Origin of the sequence: Methylobacterium sp. J-001 (genome assembly GCF_022829565.1) — a bacterium.
Taxonomy (GTDB): Bacteria; Pseudomonadota; Alphaproteobacteria; order Rhizobiales; family Beijerinckiaceae; genus Methylobacterium.
In genome coordinates, this window is record NZ_JAKSYN010000227.1 from 91,492 (window position 1) to 112,143 (window position 20,652).

18 protein-coding genes are annotated in these 20,652 nt (G+C 70.0%); 4 read left to right on the plus strand and 14 right to left on the minus strand.

Translation table 11 applies throughout. The features are described 5' to 3' along the window. Positions 1 to 14 precede the first annotated feature (14 nt). The 3 genes from MKK65_RS30000 to MKK65_RS30010 form a co-directional block, all read right to left on the minus strand. The gene (locus MKK65_RS30000; protein ID WP_243961838.1) at positions 15 to 1,340 is read right to left on the minus strand and encodes an MFS transporter; all 1,326 of its coding nucleotides are present in this window, start codon (positions 1,338 to 1,340) and stop codon (positions 15 to 17) included. A gap of 146 nt (positions 1,341 to 1,486) precedes the next feature. Continuing rightward, positions 1,487 to 2,884: a sigma-54-dependent transcriptional regulator gene (locus MKK65_RS30005; protein WP_243961840.1), complete on the minus strand. Its 1,398-nt coding sequence runs from the start codon at positions 2,882 to 2,884 to the stop codon at positions 1,487 to 1,489. Further along, complete coding sequence (locus MKK65_RS30010; RefSeq protein WP_243961842.1) at positions 2,869 to 4,332, minus strand: sensor histidine kinase; 1,464 nt, start codon at positions 4,330 to 4,332, stop codon at positions 2,869 to 2,871. The genes MKK65_RS30005 and MKK65_RS30010 overlap by 16 nt, the downstream gene beginning before the upstream one ends. 172 nt (positions 4,333 to 4,504) lie before the next feature. Between MKK65_RS30010 and MKK65_RS30015 the strand changes: the two genes are divergently transcribed. Then, the gene (locus MKK65_RS30015; RefSeq protein ID WP_201025759.1) at positions 4,505 to 4,852 is read left to right on the plus strand and encodes an Hpt domain-containing protein; all 348 of its coding nucleotides are present in this window, start codon (positions 4,505 to 4,507) and stop codon (positions 4,850 to 4,852) included. 3 nt (positions 4,853 to 4,855) lie between these two features. On the opposite strand, the gene MKK65_RS30020 is transcribed toward MKK65_RS30015, so the two are convergent. The 10 genes from MKK65_RS30020 to MKK65_RS30065 all read right to left on the minus strand — a co-directional run bounded on the left by MKK65_RS30020 (position 4,856) and on the right by MKK65_RS30065 (position 15,663). Then, complete coding sequence (locus tag MKK65_RS30020; protein WP_243961843.1) at positions 4,856 to 6,103, minus strand: sensor histidine kinase; 1,248 nt, start codon at positions 6,101 to 6,103, stop codon at positions 4,856 to 4,858. Between the two features lie 258 nt (positions 6,104 to 6,361). Beyond that, positions 6,362 to 7,993: an ABC1 kinase family protein gene (locus MKK65_RS30025; protein WP_058192740.1), complete on the minus strand. Its 1,632-nt coding sequence runs from the start codon at positions 7,991 to 7,993 to the stop codon at positions 6,362 to 6,364. Between the two features lie 199 nt (positions 7,994 to 8,192). Next, positions 8,193 to 8,483, minus strand: coding sequence for a type II toxin-antitoxin system RelE/ParE family toxin (locus MKK65_RS30030; RefSeq protein WP_243961844.1), 291 nt, complete (start codon positions 8,481 to 8,483; stop codon positions 8,193 to 8,195). After that, positions 8,480 to 8,731 (minus strand): type II toxin-antitoxin system ParD family antitoxin, encoded by a 252-nt coding sequence (locus tag MKK65_RS30035; RefSeq protein ID WP_058192547.1) that lies wholly within the window; start codon positions 8,729 to 8,731, stop codon positions 8,480 to 8,482. Before MKK65_RS30035 ends, MKK65_RS30030 begins: the two co-directional genes overlap by 4 nt. A 161-nt stretch (positions 8,732 to 8,892) precedes the next feature. Beyond that, complete coding sequence (locus MKK65_RS30040) at positions 8,893 to 10,215, minus strand: MFS transporter (RefSeq protein WP_243961845.1); 1,323 nt, start codon at positions 10,213 to 10,215, stop codon at positions 8,893 to 8,895. Between the two features lie 142 nt (positions 10,216 to 10,357). Next, complete coding sequence (locus MKK65_RS30045) at positions 10,358 to 11,092, minus strand: molybdate ABC transporter substrate-binding protein (RefSeq protein ID WP_243961846.1); 735 nt, start codon at positions 11,090 to 11,092, stop codon at positions 10,358 to 10,360. After that, positions 11,089 to 11,928 (minus strand): NAD-dependent epimerase/dehydratase family protein, encoded by an 840-nt coding sequence (locus tag MKK65_RS30050; RefSeq protein ID WP_243961847.1) that lies wholly within the window; start codon positions 11,926 to 11,928, stop codon positions 11,089 to 11,091. Before MKK65_RS30050 ends, MKK65_RS30045 begins: the two co-directional genes overlap by 4 nt. Before the next feature lie 16 nt (positions 11,929 to 11,944). Further along, entirely contained in the window at positions 11,945 to 13,240 is a 1,296-nt protein-coding gene (locus tag MKK65_RS30055; RefSeq protein ID WP_243961848.1) for an MFS transporter, read from the minus strand. Positions 13,241 to 13,280: 40 nt separating this feature from the next. Then, a complete protein-coding gene (locus MKK65_RS30060) occupies positions 13,281 to 14,342 on the minus strand; it encodes a lactonase family protein (RefSeq protein ID WP_243961850.1) in 1,062 nt (353 codons plus the stop codon). A gap of 13 nt (positions 14,343 to 14,355) precedes the next feature. Continuing rightward, complete coding sequence (locus tag MKK65_RS30065) at positions 14,356 to 15,663, minus strand: alpha-hydroxy acid oxidase (RefSeq protein WP_243961852.1); 1,308 nt, start codon at positions 15,661 to 15,663, stop codon at positions 14,356 to 14,358. Positions 15,664 to 15,846: 183 nt separating this feature from the next. On the opposite strand from MKK65_RS30065, the gene MKK65_RS30070 reads away from it, so the two are divergent. The 3 genes from MKK65_RS30070 (at position 15,847) to MKK65_RS30080 (ending at position 18,443) form a co-directional block, all read left to right on the plus strand. Then, on the plus strand, positions 15,847 to 16,875 hold the full coding sequence (locus MKK65_RS30070) for a LacI family DNA-binding transcriptional regulator (RefSeq protein WP_243961853.1): 1,029 nt from the start codon (positions 15,847 to 15,849) through the stop codon (positions 16,873 to 16,875). 95 nt (positions 16,876 to 16,970) lie between these two features. After that, positions 16,971 to 17,642 carry an aspartate/glutamate racemase family protein gene (locus MKK65_RS30075; RefSeq protein ID WP_243961854.1) on the plus strand — a complete coding sequence of 224 codons (672 nt, stop codon included), beginning with the start codon at positions 16,971 to 16,973 and terminating at the stop codon, positions 17,640 to 17,642. 3 nt (positions 17,643 to 17,645) lie between these two features. Next, positions 17,646 to 18,443: a hydroxypyruvate isomerase family protein gene (locus MKK65_RS30080; protein WP_243961855.1), complete on the plus strand. Its 798-nt coding sequence runs from the start codon at positions 17,646 to 17,648 to the stop codon at positions 18,441 to 18,443. A 12-nt stretch (positions 18,444 to 18,455) separates the two neighbouring features. Here MKK65_RS30080 and MKK65_RS30085 read toward each other — a convergent pair whose 3' ends face one another. After that, the gene (locus MKK65_RS30085) at positions 18,456 to 20,558 is read right to left on the minus strand and encodes a TonB-dependent siderophore receptor (protein WP_243962055.1); all 2,103 of its coding nucleotides are present in this window, start codon (positions 20,556 to 20,558) and stop codon (positions 18,456 to 18,458) included. Positions 20,559 to 20,652: the final 94 nt, after the last annotated feature.

Consider the following 20,652-nt stretch of genomic DNA (forward strand, 5'->3'; position numbering starts at 1 on the left):
CTCCCCTCCGCTTCTCAGGCGCTGGCCGGTACGGCCGGGGGCAGGCTGCTGCCGCTACCGGGGGTGCCGGTCGCAGTTTCCCCGCCCCGGGTCTCGGGCATCAGCGTCAGGTAGAGGATGAAGCCGAGCCCGGCGATCGCCGCCAGCGCCAGGAACGCCGTCGAATACCCGGCCGACACGATGATCAGGCCGGCCAAGGTGGCGCTGACCGAGGCGCCGACCCCCTGGGCCGTGGCGACGGCCCCCTGGGCGACGTTGAAGCGGCCGCCGCCCCGAGTCAGGTCGGCCACGACGATCGGGAACAGGGCGCCGTAGATGCCGGCTCCCACCCCGTCGAGGAGCTGGACGCCCACCAGCCAGAACGGGTTGTCCGAGAGGGTATAGAGCACGCCGCGCAGGGCCAGCACGGCGAAGGCCGCCAGGAAAATCGGCTTGCGCCCGATGATGTCGGCCCGGGCGCCGACGAAGACCGCCACCGGCACCATCACGCATTGCGCCGCGACGATGCACAGGGCGATCAGCGAGGTCGCGTGGTCCTTGCCGGAGAGATGGGTGAGGAGCTGCCCGACCGAGGTCAGCATCGCGGCGTTGGACAGGTGGAAGATCGCGCAGAGCACGGCGAACAGCATCAACGGCTTGTTCTGCAGCAACGTCGCGAGGCCCGAGGGCTTCTCGTCCGCCTTGGCCTCCGCCTCGGTCATGCCCCGGGCGAGGTCGTCGTCGATGGCATCCGCCGGGACCAGCAGCATGGCGCCGATCGAGAGCGCGGCCAGCACGCCCATAAGCCAGAACACCACGATCGGCCCGAAGAAATAGGCCAGGCCGCCGGCGATGGCCGCGGACACCGCGTTGCCGGCGTGGTTGAAGCCCTCGTTGCGACCGATCCGCTTGGCAAACAGTTTCGGGCCGACCACGCCGAGGGTGATCGCGGCCAGCGCCGGTGGGAAGATCGTCCCGGCCACGCCCGCGATCGATTGCGTCGCGGTGACGAGATAGAAGTTCGCGATGAACGGCAGGATCAGGCAGCTCGCCGTCACCGCGATGGCGCCGCCGATCACCACGGCGCGCTTGTGGTTGGTGGCGTCGATCAACGCGCCGGCGGGCGTCTGCGCCACGAGGCCGAGGATGCCCGCGATGGTCATGACCAGGCCGGTGGTGGCCTCGTTCCAGCCCTGGTCCGGCCCCCGGACGGCGATCAGGTAGATGGCCAGATAGGGCCCGAGCCCGTCGCGCACGTCGGCGAGGAAGAAGTTGAGGGCGTCGAGGCCGCGCAGGGCTTTGGTGGAGGGAGTCCGGACGATCGCGCCGCGCGCCGCCGCTCCGGTATCGGTCCTGTCCATCCTGCCCTTGCCTCCACGCGACTGCCGTCGCAGCCGAACCCGATCCGGGCCGGCACGTGACGAGCTTGACGCCCGCTTAATCCATCGGTTCTCTGGAATTGTTCGAGGAGACCCGCCCCGGCACGATTATCAAGGGTGTGAGTGGTTTAACCCACGTCCGATTCGTCGGATGCGTCGGGATTTGCGACATCCACCGTCGGTTCTGCGGACAGGTCCGTGCCAGTCGCTCCGAGGCCGTAGCGCTCGATCTTGGCGTAGAGAAGTTGCCGCTGGATGCCGAGGCGGCGGGCCGCCCGGGCGCGGTTGCCGTCCGCCTCCCGCAGGGCGACGGCGATCATGGTCCGCTCCAGGCGGGCGACGGCGCCGGGCAGGTCGCCGGCCAGCCAGTCCGCCGGCAAGCCGGCCTCCTCGGACCGCGAGGCCGGCCGGCCGGTGGGCAGGTCAACGGCATCGGCCGCGATCACCGCACAACGCACCAGCACGGCGGCGCGCTCGACGGTGTTGCGCAATTCGCGGACATTGCCCGGCCAGCCATAGGCCAACAGGCGGGAGGCGGCGCCCGCGCTCAACCGCTTGCCCGAGGGCCCGAGGAAATGCTCGGCCAGGGGCACGATGTCGGCCAGGCGCTCGCGCAGGGGCGGCAGCAGGATCGGCACGACGTTGAGGCGGTAATACAGATCGGCGCGGAACCGGCCCTGGTCCACCAGCACCGGCAGATCGCGGTGGGTGGCGGCGATGAGACGGACATCGACCCGGGCCGAGCGGCCGCCGAGCGGCGTGACCATCCGGTCCTGGATCACCCGCAGGATCTTGGCCTGCATGGGCGGCGGCATATCGCCGATCTCGTCGAGGAACAGCGTGCCGCCTTCGGCCTGGTGGAACGCGCCGGCCCGGTCGCCGACGGCCCCCGTGAAGGCGCCGCGGACATGGCCGAACAGCTCGCTCTCCAAGAGGTCGGGCGGGATCGCCGCGCAATTGACCGGCACGAACGGCCGGCCCCGGCGGGCGGAATAGGCGTGCAGCGCGCGGGCGACCTCTTCCTTGCCGGTGCCGGTCTCGCCCTGGATCAGCACGGTGGAGTCCGTGTCGGCCACGAGTCCGATGGTCTTCTGGACCCGACGCATGCCGGCGCTCGACCCGATCAGCCCGCCCTCAGGGACCGTATCCCCCGGGTCCGGCCGCGCGCTCGCGAGCATCGCGTCGAGGACCGCGGCGAGGTCGGAGCGGCCGACCGGCTTGGTCAGGTGGTCATGCGCCCCCAGGCGCATCGCCTCGATGGTGTTGGCCGGGCTCGCGAAGGCAGTGAGCACCGTGACGGGGGGGCGATCCGGCAGGGCGCAGATCCGCGCCAGCGTCGCCATGCCGTCGAGGTCGCCGGGCATCCGCAGGTCGAGGAATATCGCGGCCACCAGACCCTCGCGCAGACGCGCCAGGGCCTCGACGCCGGAGGCGGCCGGCAGGGGCGTGTGGCCGAGATCGGCCACGGTCTCGGCCAGCCCCTCCCGCAGGGCGGAATCGTCGTCGACGATCAGGATGGTCGCCATGGCAGGTCCAGCACGAAGGTGGTCTCAGGCACGTCGTCGATGAGCCCGACCGTACCGCGATGCGCCAGCGCGATCTCGCGCACAATCGCGAGACCGAGCCCGGTCCCATCCGGCCGGCCGGTCACGAACGGCTCGAACAGCCCGGCGCGGATCGCGGGATCGATCCCCGGGCCGGAATCCGTGACCCGCAGGTGCAGGCGCACCATTCCGTCGACCGTCACCCGCTCGGCGCCGAGACGGACCGTCCCGCCCGGGGGCGTGTGCTGAAGGGCGTTGAGCAGCATGTTGTCCAACGCGCGGGCGACCTGGACGCCGTCGATCTGCGGACGCTCCGCCCCGGGCAATCCGTTCGCCTCGATCGCGACCCGAACGGCGCGGGCCTTGGCCAGATCCTCGTGCAGATGCGCGCAGTCGGCGAGCAGCGCGGCGATGTCGGTGGGGGTACGCGCGAGCGTGCGGGCCTGGGTGAGGTTCAGGAGGTCACGCAGCAGGTGATCGACCCGGGCGATCTGGCCGAGGACGCTCTCCAGCGCCACGGTGGCGCGGGCCGGATCGCCGCTGACCAGGGCATTCTCCGCCTTCAGCCGCATCGCCGCGATCGGGTTGCGGATCTCGTGGGCGATGCTGGCCGCGAGCCGGCCGACCGCGGCCAGGCGCTCGGCGGCGACCACCCGGGCGCGGGCCTCCCACAGGCGTCCGCCCGCGGCGTTGAGGGCGTCGACCAGACGGTCGAGTTCGCGCTCTCCGGTCGGGGCCAGGCGAGGCAGGTCCTCGCCGTCCGGCCGCGGCGCCGCCAGGGCGGCCTCGACCCGGGCGATCCGGCGCGAGAATCCGTACAGGAACCACCCGAGGAAGGCCGCCGAGCCCAGCACGGTCACGGCCAGGAATCCGAGGCCGGCCAGGAAGCGGGTATAGGCCGGGCCGTCGTTGACGTGGGCGCGGCCCATGGTCCAGGCGGTCAGCCCGGCTTCGGGACCGTGCAGGGGGCAGCCCTGGACCAGCAGCACCTGCGTCCGGCTCGGTCGGCGGATCGCCACGGCGTGGTCGACCCGCAGGGCCTGGGCGTTCACGGCGGCGATGCTGTCGCGCTCCGCCTCGGGGAGGTCGGTCTTCGGCCCGGTGCCCTCGTAGGTGGGATACGCGTAGGCGAGCGACCCGTCCGTGGCGCTCCAGACACCGCCCTCGATGCCGGGATAGGCGTCGAGCGCCGCCGCGACGGTGGGACCGAGCTCGGCGCGCGCGATGCCGCCCACGCTGCGGCGGCCCAGGGCGGCATAGCGGTCGATGATCTCCCGGCAGGCGCGTCCGACCGCGACCTCGGCCTGGGCGACCTGGACCGCGGTGGACTGGCTGTAGAAGCCGAACATCAGGTAGGCGGTGGCCGCCGCCGAGGCCAGCAGCAGGACCCACAGGGCGAGCAGTCGGGCGCGCAGGCTGTAGGCCGTCACGGTGCAGGTTCCTCCGAGGGCTGAGCGCAGCGCGGCCCCGGCTCAGCGGATATCCGGGTGGGCACCCTGTGGAAACGGTGGCAGAGTCCATCGGGATCGGAAACGTCGGCTGGACCGCGCGGCGATTGCGCGCTTCTGTCGAAGCGTTCTGCGTATCCGCTGCCGGAGACGGATGGTGTCACAGTCTCTCGTCGATCGGGCGACGCTCGACGAACTCGAAGGTGTCATCGGCACCGACAAGCTCACGCGCTTGGTCGATCGCTTCACGGCGAGCCTCGCCACGGCCTTCGACGGCGCGGACAGGGCCGAGGCCGATTACGCCCGCGAGGCCCATACCCTGGTGTCGATGTCCGGCATGCTGGGCTGCGCAGATCTGTCCCAGGCCTGTCGGGACTTCGAACAGGCGGTGAAGGGCGGCGGCACCGACCTCGCGGCTCGGCTCGCGGCGCTTCGAAGCCTGCGTGACGCCACCGTCGCGGCCCTGCGGGATCTTCGCGAGGACACGCCGGCCGTCCGATAGGGCTCACCCGGCGATGACGGCGGCCAGCGGGGCTTCGAAGGTCAGCACGGCGCCGGTGGTCGGATAGCTCAGCTGCGCCGTTCCGCCGAAGCTGTGGGCGAGGCTGCGGGCGATCAGGCGCGTCCCGAACCCGGTGCGGGTGGGCGGGCTGACCGGCGGGCCGCCGACCTCCTCCCAGCGGAACCGCAGGGTGGCGCCGTCATCCGTCTCAGCCACGGTCCAGGTGATCATCACCTGCCCGTCGGGCACCGAGAGCGCGCCGTATTTCGCGGCGTTGGTGCCGAGCTCGTGCAGCATCAGCGCCAGGACCATGCCGTGGCGCGGGCCCAGCGTCACATCGGCGCCCTCGACCCGGAACCGGCCCGAGACTCCATCGCCGTGGAGCGACACCGCCCCCTCGACCAGCCCGACTAGGGAGGCCGCCGCGAAGGAGCCCTGGAGCAGCACGTCGTGGGCCTGGGCCAAAGCCAACAGCCGGGCGGCGAGGGCCTCGCCGGCGGCCTCCAGGGAGCCGGCGTTGCGCAGGGTCTGCGCCGCCACCGCCTGAACCATGGCCAGGGTGTTCTTCATCCGGTGGGACAGCTCCTGCATCAGCAGGGTCTGGCGCGCCTCGGTGAGCTTGAGTTCGGTGATATCCCGGGATGCCGCCAGGACACGCTCCGGGTGGCCGTGCTGCCCGCCGACCGGCGTCACCGCGATGTCCCACCAAGTCGCCGACCGACCGGTCTCGAGTTTCGCCTGGAAGCGGCTCGCCCCACCGAGCCGCGCCTTGGCGAGCGCAGCGGCGACCGCGTCGCGATCCTCGTCGCGGCTCCAGATCTCGATCCAGTGGCGGCCGATCGTGCCGGCAGGATGACGGCCGCAGAGGCCGGCCGGGCCGTTCTCGCCCGCGGTGATGAGGATTCCGTCGCGATCCAGAACCTCCAGGACGTCGGCGGCCACCTGCAGCATCCCGGGGGTGATCAGCTCGCCGGCCCAGGACGGCGCGGACCAGGTCTCGACGCGGCCGGATTCCGGATGGTGGAGAGCGGGCGATGCGTGTGCCGGCAAGGGCCCGCGCCCGAGGCGGCCAGCTTCCACGCGGCTCGCGGCCTCGATGATGCGGCCGAGCCGCCGGCTGCGCTGCCGTTCCGTATCCGCCTGCCCGGTCGCCTGCATCAGCAGGGCCCGCAGGCGCATATTCTCGGCTTCGAGCGCGGCGAGGCGTCGGTCCGTCCCGTCCGCACGCGGCACCACGAGGCCCGCATCCATCCCCAGCCCCCTTCCCAGCAATCCTCCTCCGCGACGCCCGCGCGCGACGAAAGACCCACCGATGACGAGGTGCGGCGACGCGCTGTCGAGGCTCGGAGGCGCCGGCGGATCGAACCGCTTCTGGTGGCGCACTCCGCTCGCAACCTCGCGAATCGAAGGGTGCCCGAGGCTAGCACGATATCTGCGGTAATCAAATGAACTGTGTATTCGGCATCGCCCGGCAACTAGAATGGCTGATCCAGGCGAATACGAAATACGTCACTTGTTTCGCATCAGCAGCACGAGCCAGCCGATGCCGAGGATGAAGATCACCAGCCCGATCGAGATGAAGACCGGCGTGCCCATGTCGATCAGCCGCGGCGCCAGCTGGGTGGCGAAGGCCGCCACCACCAGGGCGACCGCGACCCGGGCCGCGGCCCGCTCGATGCCGCGGGTCACCTTGTCGAGGCCCTTGATCTCGATCTCGACGGTGACGCGGCCCTGCTTGAGGCGCACCAGCATCAGGTGGATCAGGGTCGGCAATTCGGAGGCCGCGCCGTAGAGGCCGACGCCGAGCGCCTCGGCCTTCTGCTTGAGGGCGCCCAGCGAGAACTGCGTCTGCATGCTCGCCTTGACGGTCGGACCGGCCGCCGCGAACAGATCGAAATCGGGATCGAGGTGGCGCATCACGCCGTCGGCGGTCACCAGGCCCTTGAACAGGATCGCGAGATCGGTCGGCATGGCGAGATCGTTCTCGCGGGCCATGTTCATGAAGTCGGTGAGCACCAGTCCGAGATTGAGCGGAATCGAGGAATGGCTCTCCACGAAGGACGTGGCCGAGACCTGAAGTTTGGTCAGGTCCGGGTTGCTGGTACCGGTCCAGTCGAGCAGCACGGCCATCAGGCCATCCGCATCCTGCTTGAGCATGGCGCCGATCAGCACCAGCAGCTGCGAGCGCCGCCGCTGCGACAGCCGGCCGATGATGCCGAAATCGATGAAGCCGATCTTGTTACCCGGCAGGGCCAGCATGTTGCCCGGGTGCGGATCGGCGTGGAACACGCCCTCGATCAGCGCCATCTGCAGGAAGGCGTCGGTGCCTTTCTGGGCGAGCAGCTTCTTGTCGAGCCCGGCCGCGCGGAGCGCCGCATCGTCGTTGGGCGGGATGCCGTGGATGAAGTCCTGCACCAGCACCCGCTCGGAGCAATATTCCCAGTGGATCTTCGGGAAGACGATGTCGTCGCGGTCCACGAAGATCTGCGCCAGGAGTTCGCAATTGCGCGCCTCGTTCAGCAGGTCGAGCTCGCCGTTGAGGCCGTCGGCGAGGTGGCGCATCTGCTCGCGCGGCTGGTAGCGGGCCATGTCCGGCCACTCGTTCTCGACGATCCGGGCGCCGTGGGCCATCAGGCGCAGATCCGCCTCGATGATCTTGCGCAGGTTCGGCCGCAGCACCTTGACGATCACGTCCTCGCCCGAGTGCAGCCGTGCCCTGTAGACCTGGGCGATCGACGCGGAGGCGATCGGGTTGGTGTCGAACTCGGCGAACACCTCGTTGGGCGGGGCGCCGATATCCTGCTCGAGCTGCGGGCCGATCTGCTCCCACGACACCGGGACGACCTGGCTGTGGAGCTTCTGCAGCTCCTCGGTCCAGGCCGGGGACAGCAGGTCCGGCCGGCTCGCCAGGACCTGCCCGAACTTGATGAAGGTCGGGCCCAGAGCCTCGATCGCCCGGCGCAGGCGCTCGGGCTCGGACAGGCGGGTGACGTCGACCCGGGGCCGGCGACGCGGCAGCAGGGGCAGATAGCGCAGCCCGAGGCGGTCCACGACGCGGGTGACGCCGAAGCCGATCAGGATCGACGCGATCTCCGACAGCCTCTGACGGTCGCGGGCGGCAACGAAGGCTGTCTTCAGCATGAAGGGGGCGATCCGTTCGGACACGATTGGGCGTCCGGACAGCACGAGCATAAGGACTTTTTTGCGGTCGCGAAGCCCCGGATACCCCTAGCGGCGACAATAGACCCCGCGCTGAGGAAGGCCCATCGCCATTCGGCCGGAGCACGTCGCGCCGCAGCTTACAGGCATCAGGTTCGTTGCGACGGCCGCCGAACCGCTTCTAGGACAGGGCGCGCTCCCAATCCTGCCGGCCATGCAGGACGCGAACGATCAGGATAGCCGCTCCGTCCTCGATGTAGACGATCATATGCGCCTGATAGGGATGAAGCCGCACGGGCGGCTCGAATTCGGGCCGCTCGCGCGCCATACGAGGATTCGCAGCAAGCGTCCGGAATGTGTCGAACAGACCGTTCTGATAGCGTTCGGCTTGAGGCACGCCAAAGTGCAGCGCGCCCGTTGCGTAGGCTTCGGCAATGTCCTCGTCGGCTTGCGGCGATGTCCGGAAGATCATCTCGCCTGCATGGCCGCCAATCTCTCTCGCCCAAGCTGACGGATCTCTTCCTCCGAACGACCGCTGACGCCGCTAGCCAGGCCCTCATCGATCCGCCGTTGCAAGTCTCCGAGCTTGGCAAGCCGGTCCTGGTCCCGTCGGATCAGGTCGCGGACATAATCACTGGCATTGGCGTAGCGGCCCGTTTCGGCTTGGGCCTCGACCCACGCTTTCATGGGATCGGGGAGGGACACATTCATGGTGGCCATACCGGCACCTCCTCGGATCACGGTGCCGGACAATGACAAAGATTGTCAATTCTGTGCTTGGTGATGGGCCGGCGCCTTCGCCCGAGTCGGTCTGCGCGCGAGGTCCCGCACTCCCCCGGTAACGATAGGAGAGCCGCTGCCGGAGACCTGACGCTGGAGCGTCAGATGCGCGGAGCCGCCGGCAGGGTCGCGACGACCGCCGGCCGCCGCGCATCGCCGAACTTGGCATTGACCACCAGCAGCGTCACGACCACGGCCGAGAGGGCGAGCGCGGCCAGGAAGTACAGGCCGGCCTCGAAGCTGCCGGTGGTCTCGCGGATCCATCCGACCATCGAGGGGGCGACGAAGCCGCCGAGATTGCCGATGCAGTTGATCAGCGCGATCCCGCCCGCCGCCGCGCTGCCGCTCAGGAACACGGAGGGGAGCGCCCAGAACGGCGCCTTGGCCCCGTAGAGCCCGGCGGCGGCGAGCGCCATGAACGCCACGGCCCAGAGCGAGCCGGTGGCGAAGCCGGCGAGCGCCAGCCCGGTCGCGGTCAGGCCAAGCGCAGTCGCCAGGGTGATCCGGCGGTCGTCGTAGCGATCGGAGATCCAGCCGACGGTGAGGCCGCCAACCACGCCGAACACGTAGGGGACCGCCGTCATCAGGCCGGTCTGCATGTCCGACAGGCCGGTGCTCTTGAGTATCTGGGGCAGGAAGAACGCCAGGCCGAGATTGGCGCCGGTATTGGCGAAGTAGATGAAGGACAGCGCGATCAGCCGCGGGTCCGAGAGGGCCGCCCGCAGGCTGGTCCCGTGGGCGCCGGCGACGCTGCTCTGCTCGGAATCGATCAGGGTCTGCAGGGCGGTGCGGTCCTCCGGGGCGAGCCAGAGCGCATCCTTGGGCCGGTCCGGGATCAGCGCCAGGAACACGAAGCCGAACAGGGTGGTCGGGATGCCCTCCAGCAGGAACAGCCACTGCCACCCCTTGAGACCCAGGGTCCCGTCGAGCTGCATGATCGTGGTCGAGAGCGGGGCGCCGATCGCGAGCGAGACGGGGATGCCGACCGCGAAGGCGCCGAAGATCCGGGTGCGATACGCCTTCGGGAACCAGTAGGTCAGATAGAGGATCACGCCCGGGTAGAACCCGGCCTCGGCCGCGCCGAGCAGGAAGCGCAGGATCAGGAAGCTGGTCGCGCCCTGCACGAACATCATCGCGGCCGAGAGCAGGCCCCAGGTGATCATGATCCGGGCGATCCAGCGCCTTGCGCCGACCTTCTCCAGGATCAGGTTGCTCGGCACCTCGAAGATGAAATAGCCGATGAAGAAGATCCCGGCGCCGAGCCCGAACACCGCCGGGCCGATGCCAAGATCGGCGTTCATCCGCAGGGCCGCGAAGCCGACGTTGATCCGGTCGATATAGGCCATGACGTAGCCGACGAAGAGCAGCGGCATCAGCCTGAAGAACACCTGCCGGACGATCCGATCCTGTTCGCTGGCGATCATGGTGTCCTCGCTGTTTTCCGGGTTCTTTTGTCTTTGCGCCGTCATCGGGAGCGATCCAGTGCAGCGCGCGATCTTCGAAGGATGCGTGTCCCTGGTTTGCGTCGCTGCCCTCGCAATGACGGTGGAGGCGTCTCGAATTGTCTCAGAAAGCCGGCTCGAGACCGCTGGCGCGGTAGGCGTCCGCCGCCTCCGGCGTGGTCAGCCCGGCGAGGAAGCGCAGGGCGCCCTCCCGGTCGGCGGCGCCGCGCAGGATCGCGGCCGAGAAGGTCGTCACCTCCTGCACGGGCTCCGGGAACGGCCCGACCACCGCGATGCCCGGGACGACCATCAGCTCGCTGATCTGCTGGACCGCGATGTCGGCCTCGCCCGAGACCAGCTTCTCCGCCGTAAAACCCTGCGGGATGATCGTCGCCCGGGCGTTCACCGCATCGGCCAAACCGAGCCGCGGCAGCAGGCCGGCGAAGTAGATTCCGCTGGCACCGGTGCGCGAATAGGCGACGGAGCGCGCCGCGACGAGGGTCCGCTTGAGCGCCTCGACGCTTCCGATGTCCGGGTGCGCCGCCCCGGCCTTCACGGCGATGCCGTAGCGGGAGCGCACCACGTCGATCCGGGTCTCCGGCTCGACTTTTCCCGCGGCGATCAGCCGGTCCATGGCGTCGGAGAGCACGAACACCGCATCGGCGGTCTCGCCGGCCTCCAGCGCCGTCATGATCACCGCGGTGGGCGCCCAGTCGATCGCCGCCCGGCCGCCCGCCGCCGCGAAGGCGGGGACGACATGGGCGTCGAAGGCGCCCCGCACCACCAGGGCGCATTTCAGCTTCGTCGCGCGCTGCTCGTCCGCCATGCCGGCTCCCATCGTCTCGGATCCTGTGCTCACCGGGCCGGCGGCTCGGTGCGGGAATAGTCGAGGGCGGTGAAGCCGCCGCCCTGGTAGCGCTCGATCACCGGGTTGCCGCTGGTCTTGCCCTCCAGCGCCGGGGCGTAGGAGTCGGCGCTGTCCTGCGGGGACCAGCCGATCACGGCGCGGCCGTCCCGCCGCCACCAGGTCATCCGGCTGTTGTGCGAGGCGCCCCAGATCACCACCGTTCTCTTCGGCCCGAGGCTCGGGGCCAGGGTGGCGCGGGCGACCAGGCGGGTCATGTCGGCGTAGGACAGCCAGGTCGCCAGCATCCGGGCGTCGGTGGGCTCCGGGAAGCAGGAGCCGATGCGCAGGAAGACGCTCTCGACCCCGTGCTTGTCCCGGTACAGGCCGCCCATCAGCTCGCCATAGGCCTTGGACAAGCCGTAATAGCCGTCCGGCGCCAGGGCGCAGTCGTCGTCCAGCACCTCGGTCCGCTCGTGGAAGCCGATCGCGTGGTTGGAGGAGGCGAACACCATCCGGGCCCCCTCCCGCCGGGCCGCCTCGTAGGCGTGGTAGAGCCCGCGGAGGTTCGGGCCGATCACGGTCTCGAACGGGTGCTCCACCGAGATCCCGCCGAAATGCAGGATCGTGCCGCAGCCCTTTGCCAGCCGCAGGATCGCCGGGCCGTCCTCCAGGTCGGCGCGCTGGAAGCGAGCGCCCTCGGGCAGCGGGTCGGGGAAGGGCACCCGGTCGGTCAGGCGCAGCGTCCAGCCCTGGGCGCCGAGCGCCTTGGTCAGCACCCGCCCGAGGGCGCCGGAGGCGCCGGTGAGCAGGACGGGTTTTTGGGGGATCGTATCGGTTGGGGCGCTCATCGGGTTCGCTCCGGGATCAGGCGGTCTTCACCGCGTTGAGGGGCGGGGCCGCCTGCGGGCTGCGCGGACGCCTCACGAAGATCGCCATCGCGATGACGCCGGCGGCCGCGATCAGGGCGGCGATGACGAAGGCGCTGGCGTAGCCGCCGAGATACTGCACGGCGAATCCCGTCGCGGTCGGCCCGATGATGCCCGAGATGTTGCTCAGCAGGTGGATGAAGCCGCTGACCCCGCCGACCCGCGCCTCCGGCACCAGCTCGTGGATCGTCGCCCAGCAGGATTGCACCGAGCTCGTCAGCATCAGCACCGCCAGAGCGATCAGGGAGACCGCCACCGTGGCGTTCGGCGCGGCGTTGACGGTGATCAACGCGATGCCCGCGATGGCGAGCGGCACGATCGTGGTGATCTTCCTTGCCGCCAGCTTGTCGTCCATGCGCTTGTACAGCAGGTCGGCGACGATGCCGCCGCCGACATAGCCGACGAAGCCGCAGGCCCAGGGGATCGACGCCACGAACGCCATCTGCTGCACCGGCATGTGCAGGGCGTCTGTGAGGTAGCTCGGGAGCCAGGAAAGGAAGATGTACAGGGTGTAGTTCACCGCGAACATGCCGAGCCCCAGCGACAGGGTGCTCGGCAGGAACAAGTAGCCGCGTAACGACCGCTCGTGGTCGGAGGCGGCGAGGTGGGAGACGGCCCGGCTGCGCTCGACGAGGTCGATCTCCTCCGCCGAGACCCGGGGATTGTCCCGGGGGCGGTCGGTCATCAGGATCCGCCACGCCATCACCCAGAGCAGGCCGACGGCACCGATGGCGACGAAGGCCACCCGCCAGCCGTACTGGATCGCCAGGAGCCCGACGACGGGGGCCGCGATGGCGCTGCCCACGGTCTGGCCCGAGAAGGTGAAGCCGATGGTCCGCGCCGTCTCCTCGCGGGGAAACCAGGTGGTGATGGTCCGGTTCGTGGTCGAGTTCATCGGCCCCTCGGCGAAGCCGAACAGGGCGCGGACCACGAACATCTGGGCGAAGCCGGTCACCGCGCCGGTGAGCATGCACAGGACCGACCAGGCGGTCGCCGCCCAGGTGTAGACGCTGCGCGGGCCGTAGCGGTCGGCGAGCTGTCCGCCCACGAAGGCGAATAAGGCGTAGCCGAAGAAGAACGTGCTGAAGATCACCCCCAGCTCGGAGGGCGACAGGTTGAGGTCCTGCTTGACGAAGGGCGCGGCCACGCCGAGCGCCGCGCGGTCCATGTAGTTGATGATCCCGGCGATGAAGAGCAGAGCCGCGATCAGGAACCTGTATCGTTTGGCAAACATCGGGCTTCCTCCGGTATCGTCATGTTTTTGTTTTGTATTTTTATAGGAACGCGATCGTGCAGGGGCTCGGGCTCCGGCGTGAGCCCGTCGGGGTGAGGTCGCCGCTGCCCGGGTCGATGGCAAACGCGACCAGGCTGTCGGCCTGCTCGTTGGCGACCAGCAGGTGGCGTTCATCCGGCGTGAGGGTCATGAAGCGCGGGTCCCGGCCGCCCGATGGCGTCCAGCCGGCCGGTTCGAGGTGGGCGCCCTCCACCCGGAAGCGCGCGATCCCATCCTGGCCGCGGTTCGAGGCGTAGACGAAGCGCCCGCAGGGAGTGACCACGATCGCCGCCGCCGTGCTCGCGCCGAAGAAGTCCGGCGGCAGCGTCGGCACCACGTGGACCGGTGTGAGCGTTCCGGTCTCTGCATCCCACCGGCAAGTCGCGATGGTGGAATCCAGCTCGTTGACGAGGAAGGCGAGGGTACCGCCGGGGTGGAACGCGATGTGGCGCGGGCCGGCGCCCGGGCGCAGCACGGCCTCGGAGACGATGCCCAGGCGGTCGCGGTCGGGGCGCAGGACGAAGACCCGGTCGAGGCCCTTGTCGGGCACCAGCACGTGGCCTGCGTCCGGCGACAGGACGATATGGTGCGGGTGGGCGCTGGCCTGCTCGGTCCGGTGCGGGCCGGGCTCGCCCGGCATCGGCAGGACCTGCGCGGCCGGCTCCAGCCCGCCATCGGGGCGCAGGGGCATCAGGGCCACCGAGCCGCTGGCGTAGTTGGCGACGATCAGGAACCGCCCGCTCGGGTCGAGCGCCTGATGGACGCTGTTGGTGCCGCCGGTCTCCGCGCTGCCGAGGCTGTGCAGGGTGCCGTCCGGCGCGACCGCGAAGGCGGTGGCCGCCGCACCGTCGCCCTGGACGGTGTAGACCACCGCGCGGGCCGGATCGGCGACCAGGAAGGACGGGTTCTCCAGCCCGTCGACCCGGCCGAGATGGGTCCAGTCGTCGAGTTCGGCCCCGACGCGGTAGATGTCGATGCCCTGGCCCCGCGCCCGGCGGCGCGCGGTGGTGAAGCAGCCGACGAAGGCGAGGCCGAGGAGAGGGCGGGGCGCGTCGTCGGTCATGCCGGTCTCCGGGTCAGCTTCGCCGCGGGACGCGGCGCAGGAAGTCCGGGTTCAGCTCGGTCAGGCGGTTCACGCCGATCAACGCCATGTCGCGGTTGAGCTCCTCCTTGAGGATCCGCATGGCGTGCTCGACGCCCGCCGCCCCGCCGAGCGCGGCGCCGAACATGAAGGGCCGGCCGAGCAGGACGAAGTCGGCGCCCAGCGCCAGGGCCTTCATCACGTCGGTGCCGCGGCGGATGCCGCTGTCGACGATGATCTTCAGGCCGCCCTTCTTGGCGGCGATCTCCGGCAACACGTCGAGGGGCGCGATGGCGTGGTCGAGCTGGCGGCCGCCATGGGTCGACAGGATGACGCCGTCGGCACCGCAGCCTTTCGCGATCTCGACATCCTCCGGGGCGAGCAACCCCTTCACCACGAGGTTGCCGGACCAGCGCTTGCGGATCGCCTCCAGGTTCTTCCAGGAGAGCTGGTCCCGGGCGATAGTGTTGCGCACCGCGCCCTGGGACATCATCGGCGGCCCGCGGGTCGCCTCGGTGTTCTCGAAATGCGGGGCGCCGTGCTTCAGGAAGGTCCGGGCGACGGTGCCCAGCAGCCAGCGCGGGTGGGTCGCGCTCTGCCACGCGACCTTGGGCGTGACCTTGATCGGCATCGAGAAGCCGCTGCGGGTGTTGTGCTCGCGGTTGCCCAAGGTCGGGGTGTCGGCGGTCACCACGAAGGTCCGGTAGCCGGTGTCCGCAACCCGGTCGAGCAGGCGGTCGATCCGGGTCTGGTCGCCGGGCAGGTAGCCCTGGAACCAGGCCTGCGGGTTCTGAGCGTAGACGTCCTCCAGCTTGATCAGCGAGGAGGCGCTGAGGATCATCGGCAGGTTCATCCGCCGGGCCGCCTCGGCGAGCACGATGTCGCCGCGATAGGCGATGAACGCGGCCCCGCCCAGCGGCCCGACCCCGAAGGGCGCCGCATAGGTGTGGCCGAACAGCTCTGTGGCGGTGTCGCGCCCGGACGTGTCGCGCATCAGCCGGGGCACCAGGGCGTAATCCGCATAGGCGCCGCGGCTATGGGCGAGCGCGGCTCCGGTCTCGGCGCCGCCGGCGACGTACTGGAAGATCATGTGCGGCAGCAGCCGGCGGGCATGGCGCTCGAAATCGTCGAGCGCCAGCAGATCGCGGAACCGGTAGGGCGTGACCGCGTCGCTGCGCTTGAGGCTGGTGACGAGAGCCTGCGGGCCGGCAATGCCGGGCGCCTCGGAGTCTGCCTGGTCCACGATGGCCGAGTCGCGCTGCGTTGCCTCCGGGCCGGAAGCCGGCTGGTCGAACGTCGCCATCCGCTCCTCCCTGGATTCCGTCGCGGCCCGTTGGTCTAGAGCCGTGCGGTTTTTGAAAGCGCTTTCAGATAGCCAGGATCGCTGCGGGGTGTCAATATACTGCCGGTCCCGATCGTCGGACGCGGCGTGGGCGGCCATTGCCGGGGGAGTCGCATTTCAGTGTTGGACCTGCCGGGGGAGATCTTGGAACCGCTCGCGCGCAGCCCGGTGGCGCGGGACGTGGCCCATCGGGCCGGGGTCTCCACCGCGACGGTGTCCCGGGTGCTGAACGGCTCGGCCGGGGTCCGGGCCGACAAGCGCGCGGCCGTGATGCGGGCCGCGCAGGATCTCGGCTTCGTCGCCAACGGCGCCGCCCGGGCGCTCTCGACCCGCCGGTTCATGGCGGTGGGCGCCGTGGTGCCCAACATCGAGAACGAGGCGTTCGTGCGCGTCCTGTCGAGCTTCCAGGAACGGCTGCGCCAGGCCGGCTACACCCTGGTCGCCGCCAATGCCGGCTACGACCTCGAGGACGAGTTGCGCGAGGCGACCTTCCTGCTGGAACGCGGCGTCGACGGGCTGATGCTGGTCGGCGACATCCACCACCCGGATCTCCACGCCCGCATCGCCCGGCACGGCATCCCGATGGTGCAGACCTTCAGCCTGTCGCGCGAGCGCCCCTGCGTCGGCTTCGACAACGCCGCCTCCGCGGCTCGGGCCGCGAACTACCTCGTGGATCTCGGCCATCGCCGCATCGGCGTGATTTCCGGCTTGCGCAAGGACAACGACCGCGGCGGCGCCCGCGTCACCGGCATCGCCCAGGCGCTGGCGGCGCGCGGCCTGACGCTCGCCCCCGAGCACGACATCGAGATCTCCTACGGCATCGGCGGCGGCCGCGATGGCTTCCGCCAGATGCTGGCCGGAGGGGCGCCGCCCACCGCGATCATCTGCGGCACCGACCAGATCGCCTTTGGCGCCATGATCGAGGCCCGGGCTCGGGGCCTCGACGTGCCCGGCGACCTCTCGGTGATCGGCCACAACGATTCCGACTTCGCGCCCTTCCTCGACCCGGCGCTCACCACCATCCGGATCCATTCCGCCGAGATCGGCCACGCCGCAGGCGACCACCTCATCGCCCGGATGCAGGGCCGCCCGGTGGTGCGCCTCACCCAGATCGACGCCGAGCTGATCCTGCGCGCCAGCACGGCGCCGCCGCGGAAACCGGCTCTCGACTAAGGCGGATCGGAGATATCTTGCCAGCGCTTTGAAATCGCTTACAAGACGCTGAACGGCGACCGGACGTCCCACTGCGCCACATCCCGGGAGACAGCATGGCCCCCCGCATCGTCTTCCTGCACGCGACGCCCGTTGCGATGGCTCCGATCCAGGCGGCCTTCACGGAGCGCTGGCCCGAGGCCGAGACGGTCAACCTGCTGGATGACGGTCTGTCCCTGGACCGGGCCAAGGAGCCGGGGGAGATCTCCGCGGGCATGATCGACCGGTTCGTACGCTTCGGGCGCTACGGCCACGACATGGGCGCCGACGGCATCCTGATCACCTGCTCGGCCTTCGGGCCGGCCATCGACCGGCTGATCGGGACCGTGCCGGTGCCGGTGCTCAAGCCGAACGAGGCGATGTTCCGCGCGGCGATCGCGCAAGGGCAGCGCATCGGCATGCTGGCAACCTTCGGCCCCTCGATCGGCACCATGACCGACGAGTTCGAGGAGTTCGTCGGCCAGTCCGGCCGGTCTGCGACCCTGCGCACGATCCTCGTCGACGATGCCATGGCACGCCTGCGCGCCGGCGATGCCGAGACCCACAACCGGCTCATCGCCGAGCGGGCGCCGGAGCTCTCCGAGTGCGACGCGATCATGCTGGCGCATTTCTCAACCTCCCGGGCGGCCGAGGCGGTGCGCGCGGCCGTCGACGTCCCGGTCCTGACCGCGCCCCACGCGGCGGTGGACCGGATGCGCACCGCGATCGAGACGGCTGAGAGGGCCTGATCCATGAAGCTCGGTGCCTTCTCAGACCGCCTCAGCGGCCATTGCGGCTTCCTGTTCACGGAGCTGCCCTTATCCGAACGGTTCGCCGCCGCCGCCAAGGCCGGGTTCCGGGCGGTGGAGCATCCGAACCTGTTCGCGACCCCGGCTGCGGAAGTCGCGGGCTGGCTCGAGCGGGCCGGCGTGCCGCTGGTCCAGACCGGCTTTCCGGCGGGTGACGCGGCGAAGGGCGAGAAGGGCTTTGCCGCCCTGCCGGACAAGGTCGCCTATTACCGCTCCACCATCGCGCCGACCCTGGACTACGTCGAGCAGCTCGGCTGCCGGATGGTCCACCCGATGGCGGGCGTCCGGCCCGCCGGGGCCGAGCCCGCGCGGCTATGGGAGACCTATCTCGACAACCTCGCCTTCGCGGCCGACGCCGCCAAGGCCCGCGGCATGACCGTGATCGTCGAGCCGATCGGCCCGGGCTCGATCGCCGATTACGTGATCGACGACCCGCTCAAGGCCGTGGAGGCAATCCGGGCGATCGGCCGGGACAACGTCAAGCTGCTGTTCGATGCCTATCACTGCGTCTGCCTGGGCCACGACCCGGCCGCGCTGATCCGGGCGCACGCGCCGCTGATCGCCCATGTCCAGATCGCCGACAATCCGGGCCGTCACGAGCCCGGAACCGGCACCATTGCGTTCGACCCGATCTTCGAGGCCCTGGAGGCGGTGGGCTATGCCGGCTTCGTCGGCTGCGAATACCACCCGGCCGCCGGCACCGAGGCCGGCCTCGGCTGGATGCGGGCGGCCTCGGCGTAGGGCCGGCGGCCCTCAGAATCGTGCCGCGACGCCGCCCATGATGGTGCGCGGCTGGCCCGGGGTGGCGTAGCGGTTCTGGAAGGCGCGGTCGTAGTAGGTCTCGTCGAGCAGGTTGTCGACGTTGAGGTAGACCCGGACATCCGGCGTGATCTGATAATACGAGATCAGGTTGACGACCGTGTAGGCGGGCATCGTGAAGGTGGACAGGGCGGTGCCGGCGGCGCGCTTGCCGACGACAGTGAGCCCGCCCCCGAAGCCGAGCCCCCTCAGGTCGCCGCCCTGGACCTCGTAGACCGCCTGCATGGCGAAGCTGTTGGTCGGGATGTTGGCGAGCCGGGTTCCGACCGGGATCGCATTGTCCCGCGCCACCGCGGCGTCGACGTAGGTGTAGGTCCCGATCGCACACAGGCCGGGTGCCAATTCGCCCGCCACGGTCAGGTCAAAGCCGCGGCTCTGCACCACGCCGGCGGCGACGCTGAAGGCGGAATCGATCGGATCCGTGGTCGGGACATTGGTGCGGCGGATGTCGAACACGGCCGCGGTGGCGTCGAGCCGCCCGTCGAGCAGCCCGACCTTCACGCCGGCCTCGTATCCCTCGCCCCCCTCGAAGGCGAGGGGCTGGCCGCGCCGGTCCACGCCGGTGCTGGGCTTGAACGAGCGCGCGTAGTTTCCGTAGACCGAGACCGCGTCGGACAGGTCGTAGACCAGGCCGAAGCGCGGCAGCGCTTCCGTGCCCCGCAGGTTCGTGGTGCGGTTGGTCAGGTAGGATGTCGAATCCTGTCCGACATCCTCGACCCGGACCCCGACCAGGGCGTGCAGCTGCGGCGTGATGTCGATCTGGTCCTGGACGTAGCCCGCGAAGCTCTCCGTGTGCTGCAGAAGGTTGGTGATGGCGGGCAGGCTGCGCGGCAGCGCCTGCCCGTAGCGCGGCGCCAGGACGTCGAGCAGGAAGGGATAGGCTGCGGCGTTCGAGCGATCGAAGATCTCCCGGTAGCGATAGCGATCGTATTCGAGGCCCAGCAGCAGCGTGTGGTGCAGGAAGCCGGTGTCGAACTTGCCCGCGAGATTGACCTGCAGATCGGTGTCGGACCAGGTCAGGTCGCGCCATTCCAGGTTCCGGCGCAGGGTGCGGCCGTCCGGCAGGAAGCCGTTGGCGGCGGCGCCGACGCCCCAGCTCTTCAGGGACCCGCCGAGCACCTGGGCGCCGGCCGTGAGCACCCAATCCGGGTCGAACCGGTGCTCGATCCGCAGCTGGCTGAGGGCGTCCTGGACCACGCTCTGCGGCAGGCCGGGCTCGCTGAGGAAGCGCGAGCGCGGCACGTTGCGCAGCCGGCCCTGCAGGGGGACGATGCCACGGTCGAAGGTCGTGCCGGTGCTGACGAAGGCGCCTTCCAGGGTGATGGTCGTGTCCGCGCTCGGCTTCCAGGCGAGGACGGGGGCGACGTGGTAGCGGTCGCCGCTCACGTAATCGCGAAAACTGCCGTTGTCCTCGACCGCGCCGGTGATGCGGGCGAGCACCTGGCCGTCCGCGTCGAGCGCCCCGGTGGCGTCGAAGGTGCTGCGCTTGGCGCCGTAGCTGCCGTACTGCGTGCCGATCGCCAGCGACCGGTCCGCCAGGGGCTGCTTGGTCACGATGTTGAAGGTGCCGCCGGGATCGCCGCGGCCGTACAGGAAGGCCGACGGACCCTTGAGCACCTCGATCCGCTCGATCGAGACGACGTCCGGTACGTTCGGGTAGCCGCGACCGATCGGGAAGCCGTTGCGATAGTAGTCGAACACCGAGAAGCCGCGGATCGTGACTTCGGACAGGCCCAGCCCACCGAAATTGTTGGAGCGGCCAACGCCGGCCAGGTCGAGGGCGGTATCGATCCGCGTGGCGGCGGCGTCCTCCAGCACCTGTCGGGTCACCGGCACCACCGTCTGCGGGACATCGCGCAGGGGCGTGTCGGTGCGGGTGGCGCTGATCGTGGTCGCGGGGGCGTAGCCCTCCGGGGCCCGGGACGGACCGCCCTGGCCGGTGACCGAGAGCTCCTCCAGTTGGACTTCGTGATTCGCTTCGAAAGCAGGTTCCGCAAAAGCCCAATTCGGATCGGCGATCGCAGAAATGCCAATAATGATGGTGGGAGCGGTGATTCTTGCTCTCAGACGGAGCGTATTCGGTCTAGGTTTGGTAAGATTGTACGCCACGTTCTCAAGCCAAGCTGCGTCC